Source organism: Kocuria himachalensis, assembly GCF_054784195.1.
The window spans coordinates 258,829-259,250 of the sequence record NZ_BAAGPL010000008.1 but is presented as its reverse complement, the minus strand read 5'-3'; the positions used below and the strand labels follow the sequence as shown (position 1 = coordinate 259,250).

The window sequence follows — 422 nt, the reverse complement described above, 5'->3', positions numbered from 1 at the left end:
CGCCGTCCCCGGCGACCGGGCCCGCGGCCGACCACAGCCCGGCCGCCAGTGCGACGGCGACCAGGGCGGCGCGCACGGGGGCCACCACCGCGGGCACGAGCACGAGCACGGGCTGGAGCACCAGCAGCACGACCTCCCAGACGGGGCGGGGCAGGTCCGGGGTGCCCGCCAGGGCCCGCCCCAGCACGCGCACCCCGCGGGAGGCCAGCGAGAGGCGGTGGCCGGGGGCCAGCCGGTCCAGCCCGTCGGCGCTCGCGCCGACCGCCGTCCGTCCGTGCTGCGCCGAGCCGTGGCCGACGTCGCGCAGCAGGGCCTCCTGGAGTCCGGCGACGACGGGGTCGACCGTCGTGGCGCTCCCGGCGGCGGGAGCGGCGGCCGCGCCGGGCGAGGGCGTCGGGGGCGGTGCCGGGAGCTCGCGCAGG

Annotated in this window: 1 protein-coding gene; it reads right to left on the bottom strand. The window is 82.5% G+C overall.

The genetic code is table 11. The annotated features are described in order from the left end of the window. Window positions 1-422 (bottom strand): hypothetical protein (locus ACYVM4_RS06790; protein WP_460668035.1); only part of this gene is annotated, 422 nt, incomplete at both ends.